We start from the raw sequence: 8,369 nt of genomic DNA, 5'->3' as shown, positions 1-8,369 counted from the left end.
ATGGCGGCGGCAATGGCGGCGGCAATGGCGGCGGCAACGGCGGCGGTCATGGCGGCGGCAACGGCGGCGGCAACGGCGGCAGCGGCGGCAACGGTGGCAACGGTGGCAACGGCGGCAACGGTGGCAGCGGTGGCAGCGGTGGCAGCGGTGGCAGCGGCGGCAGCGGCGGCAGCGGCGGCAGCGGCGGCCACGGAACCGGCGGCAATGGCGGCGGCAATGGCAATGGCGGCGGCAGTGCCGGCGGTAACGGCGGATCGGCCGGCGGTCATGGAACCGGTGGCCACGGCAATGGCGGCGGCAACGGTAATGGCAACGGCAGTGGCGGCACCGGCAACGGCGGTGCCAACGGTGTCGGCAATGGCAATGGCAGTGCCGGCGGCAACGGCGGATCTGCCGGTGGCCATGGCCACTGACCGAAGCGTCGCCTGACCCGGTGCTGTCAGAGCATTTCGAGCGCGCGCTTGCTGCGCGGCGGACGGAAGTAGCCGTCGAGTTGCGCGCGCTCGTCATCGCTCAACACGAGATCGAGCGCCATGCGATTGTCGCGGACGTGCTCGATCCGCGACGCCTTCGGGATCGCGAACACACCCGGCTGTGCAAGCACCCAGGCGAGCGCGACGCGCGTCACCGACACGCCGCGCTGCCGCGCGATCTCGTCGAGCGGCGAGCGCTTCGGCAACCGCCCGTGATCGACCGGGCTATAGGCCATCGCCGGCATCCGGTGATTGGCGAGCCACGGCAGCAGGTCGAACTCCGGGCCGCGCCGCGCGACGTTGTAGAGGATCTGGTTGGTCGTGCACGCACCGCCGCCCGCCTCGTCGACGAGTTCGGCCATGTCGGCCGTGTCGAAATTGCTGACGCCCCAGTGGCGGATCTTGCCCGCACGCCGCAGTGCCTCGAAGCCTTCGACCGTCTCCTCGAGCGGCACCGATCCGCGCCAGTGCAGCAGGTACAGGTCGAGGCGATCGGTGCGCAGGCGCTTGAGGCTCGCGTCGCACGCGGCGACGACGCCGCGCCGGCTCGCATGATGCGGGTACACCTTGCTGACCAGGAACACGTTGTCACGCAGGCCGGCCAGCGCCTCGCCGACGAGTGCCTCGGTCGCGCCTTCGCCGTACATCTCGGCGGTGTCGACCAGCGTCATGCCGAGCGCGATGCCCTCGCGCAAGGCGGCGATCTCGTCCGCGCGCCGCGCGGCCCGCTCGCCCATTTCCCAGGTACCCAGGCCAAGCTTCGGGATCGTCTCGCCGTCTGGCAGGACGACCGTGGCGATCGTATCTGTCATGCGCTCCTCGCTGCGGATAGGTGGCCGCACACCGCGGCCGAAGCATCGGCCAGTGTAGTCAATCGGCGCCCTGCCCGCGTGTTACACGGCAAAAACCGGCTATAACGGCGCCGCATGATGACTTAGAATGGCCGGCAACCTGATCGATACCCATTCCATGAAGGCACCCACGGACGACCGCTGGCAGGACCTGCGCCCCGACCCCGACAACGACACGCCGCTCTACCTGCAACTCGCCCGCAAGCTCGGCGACGCGATCCACGACAATCGCTGGGCGGCCGGCGAGGCGCTGCCGTCCGAACGCGTGCTGTCCGAAGCACTCGGCGTGTCGCGCATCACCGCGCGCAAGGCGATCGCCCTGCTCGTCGAGCAGGGCTTGATCCGCCGCACGCAGGGCGCCGGCAACTTCATCCAGCCGCGCTACGAGGATCCGCTGTCGCGGCTGTCGAGCTTCAGCGAGATGCTCGAGCGCCGCGGCTTCAAGCCGAGTTCGCAATGGCTCGAGCGCGAGATCCAGCCGGCGAACCGCGACGAAGTGATCCAGCTCGGCCTGTCGCCGGCTGCATCGGTGACACGGCTGAAACGCCTCCGCCTCGCCGACGGCATCGTGATGGCCGTCGAGAATTCGACGTTCCCCGCCACGCTGATCCCCGATCCGCAGGCGATCGGCGGTTCGCTGTACAGCTATCTCGAAGCACGCGGCACGCCGATCGTGCGCGCGCTGCAGCATTTCCGCGCGGTCAACGCGACCGACGAGATCGCGCAGCAGATGGGCATCGCGCCGCACGACGCGCTGCTGCTGATCACGCGAATCGGTTATACGGCCGACCAGCGCGCAATCGAGCTCACCGATACTTACTGCCGCAACGACTACTACGACTTCGTCGTCGAGCTGCGCAAGTAACGCGCACGTCGCCGTCGGCGCTCACAGCCAGCGCGCCTCGTCCGTGCCGAGCGGCACGGGCGGCCGCGTGAATCGCGGCGGCGTCGCCGACAGGCGTTCGGCGGGACGCACGGCGTCGATCGTGCCGAACGGCGACGCGCACTGGTCGATCCGGTCGCGCACGTCGTCGAACGTGAAATCCGGTGCATGCAGGCCGTCCGGCACCACGCCGAACGATTGCAGCCAGCGCCCCGTCTGCGCGAGCGACAGCCGCACGTGCCAGCTCCCCCCTTCCGTCGCACGGCGCGCGAGCGCGATCATCGCGCCGAACGCCGCGAGATAACCCGTCGCATGATCGAGCGCCTGGCACGGCAGATGGCGCGGGCCGTCCGCGCGCGCGGCGTGCTGCTCGTGCCAGGCGATGCCGCTCGCCGACTGCACGAGGCTGTCGAAGCCGCGCCGCATCGACCACGGCCCCGCATGCCCGTACGCGGACACCGACACGCAGACGATGCCGGGCCGCATCTCCGCCAGCGCCTGCGGCGAGAACCCGCGCGCCGCGAGGGCGCCGGGGCGATAGGCCTGAAGGAATACGTCGGCGTCGCGTGCGAGCTCGCGCAGCGCGGCGACACCGGCCGCCTCGCGCAGGTCGATCCACGTCGAGCGCTTGCCGCGCCCGTTGTCTATCACGAGCGACGCGATGTTCGGCAGGTGCGGGCCGTTGACGAGCAGCGTCCGGGCACCGTGCGATGCCAGCGTGCGGCCCGCGACCGGCCCGGCGATGATGCGAGTGAGATCGAGTACGCGCACGCCCGCGAGCGGTTGATCGGGCTCGCCGCGTCCGATCGCCTCGACGGGCGCGTCGCCGACCCGCTCGATCTCGAACAACGGCAGCGACGCTAGCGCGCGTGCCTGGTCGTGCGCCGCCCATTCGTCAGGGGTTCTTATCAATGCCGCGCATAAACCGGCCTCGGCCAGCGCGGTATCGAGTGCCGCGCCGTCCCACGTTCGGATCGCCGCGGCAACGTCGTCGCGCTGCGGGCCGCAGCCGAGCACGTCGAGAATCCCGTGCAGGTGATGCGGAAAGTTCGCGTGCAGCTGGATCCAGCGTCCGTCGCGCGTGTCGTAGAAACCCGTCACCGGATGACGCAACTCGGGCGGCGGCCCGTCGTCCACGCGCAGGTAGCGTTCGCTGCGGAACGCGACGAGCGCGTCGCGTATCGACACGCCGACGCGCTGCGCGACGCCCGTGCGCAGCCTGTGGCATTCGGCCGCCGCGAGCCCGGCTGCCGCGATCGTCGCCGCGGCGAGCGTGCCGACGTGGAACGTCGACGGCAGCGTCGGGTCCTGCCCCGTCACGGCCGCGCGAGCCAGTGCGCCGGGCTCGCCGTGCGCGAGTTGCCACAAACGGGTCAATGCGAGTTCGGGTGTCATGGTGGAAGCGAGCCGTAGGAGAGACCGATTCGAGTCTAGAATTCGCGACAGGCACGATCAATCTTGATTGCGCGAATCAATGCATAACGAATAGTTGTAGCCGGGCCGCGCTTCATGCGTCCCGACAGGAGCGATCGGCATGACGTCCCTCAGCGCGCCGGAAGCCGCCGGCATCCTCGGTGTCAGCGTGAGCACCCTTTATGCATATGTGAGCCGCGGCCTGCTGCGCTCGCTGCCCGACGGCGCGAGCAAGCGCCGCCGCTACGACGCGGACGAGGTGCGCCTGCTCGCGCGCCGCCGTGCCGATGCAAAACGCGCGGGCGGCGTCGTCGAACGCTCGCTCGACTGGGGCGTGCCCGTGCTCGAATCGCGGATCACGCAAATCGCCGACGGCCGCCTGCACTACCGTGGCGCCGATGCGATCGCGCTCGCGAACGACGCGACGCTCGAGGAAACGGCCGCACGGCTGTGGGATTGTCCGCCTGCGCGGCTCGCAGCGGCATCGCTTGCATCGACCGGCTTCGACGCCGCGCAGTGGGACGACTGGGCTCGCCGCTGGGCATATCTCGCGCCGCTCGAGCGCACGCTGGTGCTGCTTCCCGCCGCGGCCGCCTCGCTGCCGCGCCTGTGGGCGCAGGGGCGCGACGCACAGCTCGACGCGGCCACGCTGCTGCTGCGCGTGACGACGGCCGCGCTGGCCGGCATCGCGCCGGACGACGCGCCCGTGCATCGGCAGCTCGCGGCCGCGTGGCGCATCCGGCGGCCGGACGAAGCCAACCTGCTGCGCCGCGCACTCGTGCTGTGCGCCGATCATGAACTGAACCCGTCGACCTTTGCGGTGCGCTGCATCGCGTCGACCGGCACCCACCTGTTCGGTGCGATCGCGGGCGGGCTCGCAGCGCTGTCGGGCCCGCGCCACGGCGGCGAGACGTTCCGCGCGGGCGCCCTGCTCGACGAAGCGGCGCGTGCCGCCGACCTCGACCGCTACCTCGCGCTGCGCGTCGCGCACGACGAACGGGCGGACGGCGCACGCACGGCGCTGACCGGTTTCGCGCACCCGCTCTATCCCGACGGCGATCCGCGCGCACGCGCGTTGCTCGACGCACTGCACGCGACGCTGCCCGACCGGGCGCCGCTGCGCGTGGCCCGTGCGCTCGCCGCGCGAGTCGAGGCAGCGACCGGCCTGCGGCCGGCGATCGATTTCGCGCTCGCGGTGCTGGAGCGCACGCTTGCGCTGCCCGACGGCGCAGCGTTCACGCTGTTCGCGGCCGGCCGCACCGCGGGCTGGATCGCGCACGCGCTCGAACAGGTTGCGGACGGCAAGCTGATCCGGCCCCGCGCGCGCTACGTCGGCAGCGACGCAGCTGCCTGAGCGCGACCGCCGCGCCATGCAGCGAGCCGTCGCCACGCGATCGGCGCAGCCTGCACGGCCGGCGCCGTCTGCGGGCCGAACGCGAATACCGCGCCGCCCCCCGCCGCGCTGATCCAGACGCGCATGCCGGGCAGCAGCGCCAGCGTCTCGCCGGCGCGCAGCCAGTGATCGTCGAGCCGGCCCTCGATCGTCACCCACAGATCGCCGTCCGCGACCTGCAGCACGGTGCGATCGACGATCCGCCACCGCCCGGCCGGTTCGTTGCCGTCCATCTCGTAGAGTCGCAGTTCGCGCATGGCCGCCTCCGGGTCGCGTGGGTTCGATGACACCAGTATTTCGGACAGCGGCAACACGCGGACAGATACGCCTGCAGACACTTTCGACTGAACTGTACTGGTCCGCCGGCGGACGGGCGTCCGGCGCACCCGGACCGATCCTGCGTGGCACGGCGGCTTTGCCTACAATGGCGGCTGTCCCGCGCCACCGGTCCGTCCCCATGTTCCAACGCCCGCCCGCCGCCGCCCCCGGCGAAAAGAACCTCACCGTGATGCTCTGGCTCGTTGCGACGGGCTTCTTCATGCAGACGCTCGATGCGACGATCGTCAACACGGCGCTGCCGTCGATGGCGGTGAGTCTCGGCGAATCGCCGCTCCGGATGCAGTCGGTCGTGATCGCGTATTCGCTGACGATGGCGGTGATGATTCCCGTCTCGGGCTGGCTCGCGGACACGTTCGGCACGCGGCGCGTGTTCTTCAGCGCGATCCTGGTGTTCTCGCTCGGTTCGCTGCTGTGCGCGAACGCGCATACGCTGTCGCAGCTCGTCGTGTTCCGTGTCGTGCAGGGGGTGGGCGGCGCGATGCTGTTGCCGGTCGGGCGGCTCGCCGTGCTGCGCACGTTCCCGGCCGAACGCTACCTGCCCGCGCTGTCGTTCGTCGCGATTCCCGGGCTGATCGGTCCGCTGATCGGGCCGACGCTCGGCGGCTGGCTCGTGAAGATCGCGTCGTGGCACTGGATCTTCCTGATCAACGTGCCGGTCGGCGTCGCCGGCTGCGTCGCGACCTTCTACTCGATGCCCGACTCGCGCAACCCGGCCGTCGGCCGCTTCGACCTGAAGGGCTATCTGCTGCTGACGATCGGGATGGTCGCGATCTCGCTGTCGCTCGACGGCCTCGCCGATCTCGGAATGCAGCACGCGGCCGTGCTCGTGCTGCTGATCCTGAGCCTCGCGTGCTTCGTCGCGTACGGCCTGTACGCGGTACGCGCGCCGCAGCCGATCTTCTCGCTCGAACTGTTCAAGATCCATACGTTCAGCGTCGGCCTGCTCGGCAACCTGTTCGCGCGGATCGGCAGCGGCGCGATGCCGTACCTGATCCCGCTGCTGCTGCAGGTGAGCCTCGGCTATTCGGCGTTCGAGGCCGGGCTGATGATGCTGCCGGTCGCGGCGGCCGGGATGTTCTCGAAGCGGATCATCACGCGCCTGATCACGCAGCACGGCTACCGCAAGGTACTGCTCGCGAACACGATCATGGTCGGCGTGATGATGGCGAGCTTCGCGCTGATGCGCGACACGGTGCCCGTGTGGGTGAAGGTCGTTCATCTCGCGCTGTTCGGCGGTTTCAACTCGATGCAGTTCACCGCGATGAACACGCTGACGCTGAAGGATCTGGGCACGGGCGGCGCGAGCAGCGGCAACAGCCTGTTCTCGCTCGTGCAGATGCTGTCGATGAGCCTCGGCGTCACGGTCGCGGGCACGCTGCTGGCCACCTTCACGGGGATGCTGCGCACGGTGACGCCGAGCAACACGCTGCCGGCGTTCCATGCGACCTTCATCTGCGTCGGGATCATCACGGCCGCGTCCGCATGGATCTTCGCGCAGCTCGCACCCGAGATCCGCGGCCGCGCGCAGCACAAGACGGATCCATCCGAACGCGCGTGACACACGGCGCGCGCCACCACAATCGCCACGACGGCGCGCCGCGCACCATGTCGGTGCAGAACGTCCGCACCGCGCGGCAGCCGCCGGCCGCGACCGGCCGTCGCACGGGGCGCGATGTCGTGCATGCTTCTTGCTCGCCTATTCTGTAGGTAAACTGGCAGTCTTCCTTCGGCCGACATCATGAGCATGATCGACATCGATCCACCCGGCTTTCAGCCGCCCCGCCCCGTCGCCGGCGACGACGGAAAGCGGCGCACCGTGCTGTACGGTGCGTACACCGTGTTCAGCGTGTTTCAGCCCGTTTTCTCGGTGTCGCACCGCCGGGCGATCGGCTATCACGCGTCGCTGCGCGCGCACGACGAGGAAAGCCGCCAGGTCGCGTCGCACGAGGTGTTCACGCAGGCGGCGCGGCGCGGCGACCTGCTCGAGCTCGGCCGGCTCGCCGAATCGCTGCATCTCGGCAACTTCCACGCGTTCGACAGTCACGACGAATGGCTCTTCCTGAGCCTGCATCCGGCCGCGCTGATGGACACCATCTACGGCGACGCGCTGCTCGCGAACCTGAAGGCGCTCGGCCTGCCGCCGCATCGCGTGGTGCTCGAGGTGCCCGAGCAGGCAGGCGGCGAGACGCCGCGCTATGCGGCGATCGTCGACGGTCTGCGCAAGGCCGGCTTCCTGATCGCGCTCGGCGGCTTCGGCGCGAAGCATTCGAACATCGACCGCGTGTGGCACCTGCACCCCGACATCGTCACGCTCGACCGCGGGATCCTCGCGCAGGCGAGCGAACACTCACATCTCGAGCGTGTGCTGCCGGGGCTCGTGTCGCTGCTGCACGAATCCGGACAGCTCGTGCTGATGGGCGGGCTCTCGACCGAGCGCGATGCGCTGATCGCGCTCGAATGCGACGTCGATTTCGTGCAAGGGCAGTACTTCGCGGGGCCGAGCGTCGACCCCGTACAACCGCAGGCCGCCGCCGGCTGCATGGATACGCTGTCGGCCGCGTTGCGGCTGCGCGTCGCGCAACGCGAGCACACGCAGGCCGAACGCCTCGCGCCGTATGTCGCGGCGCTGGAGGAAGCGAGCCAGAAGCTCGTCGCGGGCGAATCGCTGATCGACGCCGCCGGCGCCGTGCTCGGGTTGCCGGAAACCGCGCGCTGCTTCCTGCTCGATGCATCGGGCCGCCAGATCGGCGACAACGTGCTCGCGCGCGGCAGCGTATCGCAGCGGGCGAAGCGCTTCCGGCCGCTGCTGCATTCGGAAGGCGCGAGCTGGGAGCGCCGCCCCTACTTCATCCACGCGATGCGCGCGCCGGGCCGCGTGCAGCTGACGCCTCCGTACCTGTCGATCAACGAAGCGCACCTGTGCGTGACCGCATCGATCGCCGCGCCGGCCGCGACCGGCATGCAGGTGCTGTGCGTCGACATCAACTGGGAAGCGGCGCTTAACCGCGAATGAGTTC

Annotated in this window: 8 protein-coding genes; 5 read left to right on the top strand and 3 right to left on the bottom strand. The window is 70.1% G+C overall.

The genetic code is table 11. The features are described 5' to 3' along the window. Nucleotides 1-413, top strand: a 413-nt coding sequence (locus tag DIE23_RS39605) for a hypothetical protein (RefSeq protein ID WP_185646498.1), incomplete at its 5' end; no start/stop codon positions are given. A 26-nt stretch (nucleotides 414-439) separates the two neighbouring features. On the opposite strand, the gene DIE23_RS20170 is transcribed toward DIE23_RS39605, so the two are convergent. Then, nucleotides 440-1,285, bottom strand: coding sequence for an aldo/keto reductase (locus tag DIE23_RS20170; RefSeq protein ID WP_124613743.1), 846 nt, complete (start codon nucleotides 1,283-1,285; stop codon nucleotides 440-442). Between the two features lie 157 nt (nucleotides 1,286-1,442). On the opposite strand from DIE23_RS20170, the gene DIE23_RS20165 reads away from it, so the two are divergent. Further along, nucleotides 1,443-2,189: a GntR family transcriptional regulator gene (locus DIE23_RS20165; protein ID WP_124499819.1), complete on the top strand. Its 747-nt coding sequence runs from the start codon at nucleotides 1,443-1,445 to the stop codon at nucleotides 2,187-2,189. 21 nt (nucleotides 2,190-2,210) lie between these two features. Here the strand turns inward: DIE23_RS20165 and DIE23_RS20160 are convergent, their stop codons facing one another. After that, nucleotides 2,211-3,602 carry a CoA transferase gene (locus DIE23_RS20160; RefSeq protein ID WP_124613742.1) on the bottom strand — a complete coding sequence of 464 codons (1,392 nt, stop codon included), beginning with the start codon at nucleotides 3,600-3,602 and terminating at the stop codon, nucleotides 2,211-2,213. 139 nt (nucleotides 3,603-3,741) lie between these two features. Between DIE23_RS20160 and DIE23_RS20155 the strand changes: the two genes are divergently transcribed. Then, on the top strand, nucleotides 3,742-4,974 hold the full coding sequence (locus DIE23_RS20155) for a citrate/2-methylcitrate synthase (RefSeq protein WP_124613741.1): 1,233 nt from the start codon (nucleotides 3,742-3,744) through the stop codon (nucleotides 4,972-4,974). Here the strand turns inward: DIE23_RS20155 and DIE23_RS20150 are convergent. Then, nucleotides 4,947-5,270, bottom strand: a complete 324-nt coding sequence (locus DIE23_RS20150; RefSeq protein ID WP_124613740.1) for a DUF2917 domain-containing protein — start codon at nucleotides 5,268-5,270, stop codon at nucleotides 4,947-4,949. The two genes, DIE23_RS20155 and DIE23_RS20150, sit on opposite strands and share 28 nt — an antisense overlap. A 200-nt stretch (nucleotides 5,271-5,470) precedes the next feature. On the opposite strand from DIE23_RS20150, the gene mdtD reads away from it, so the two are divergent. Both mdtD and DIE23_RS20135 read left to right on the top strand, forming a co-directional pair. After that, nucleotides 5,471-6,910, top strand: coding sequence for a multidrug transporter subunit MdtD (gene mdtD, locus DIE23_RS20140; RefSeq protein WP_124613739.1), 1,440 nt, complete (start codon nucleotides 5,471-5,473; stop codon nucleotides 6,908-6,910). 180 nt (nucleotides 6,911-7,090) lie between these two features. Then, nucleotides 7,091-8,365 carry an EAL domain-containing protein gene (locus DIE23_RS20135; protein ID WP_124613738.1) on the top strand — a complete coding sequence of 425 codons (1,275 nt, stop codon included), beginning with the start codon at nucleotides 7,091-7,093 and terminating at the stop codon, nucleotides 8,363-8,365. The last annotated feature ends 4 nt before the right edge of the window (nucleotides 8,366-8,369 follow it).

The sequence above is a fragment of the Burkholderia sp. Bp9143 genome (assembly GCF_003853645.1).
In the GTDB taxonomy this organism is placed as follows: domain Bacteria; phylum Pseudomonadota; class Gammaproteobacteria; order Burkholderiales; family Burkholderiaceae; genus Burkholderia.
This window is presented reverse-complemented; position numbering and strand designations above follow the sequence as displayed.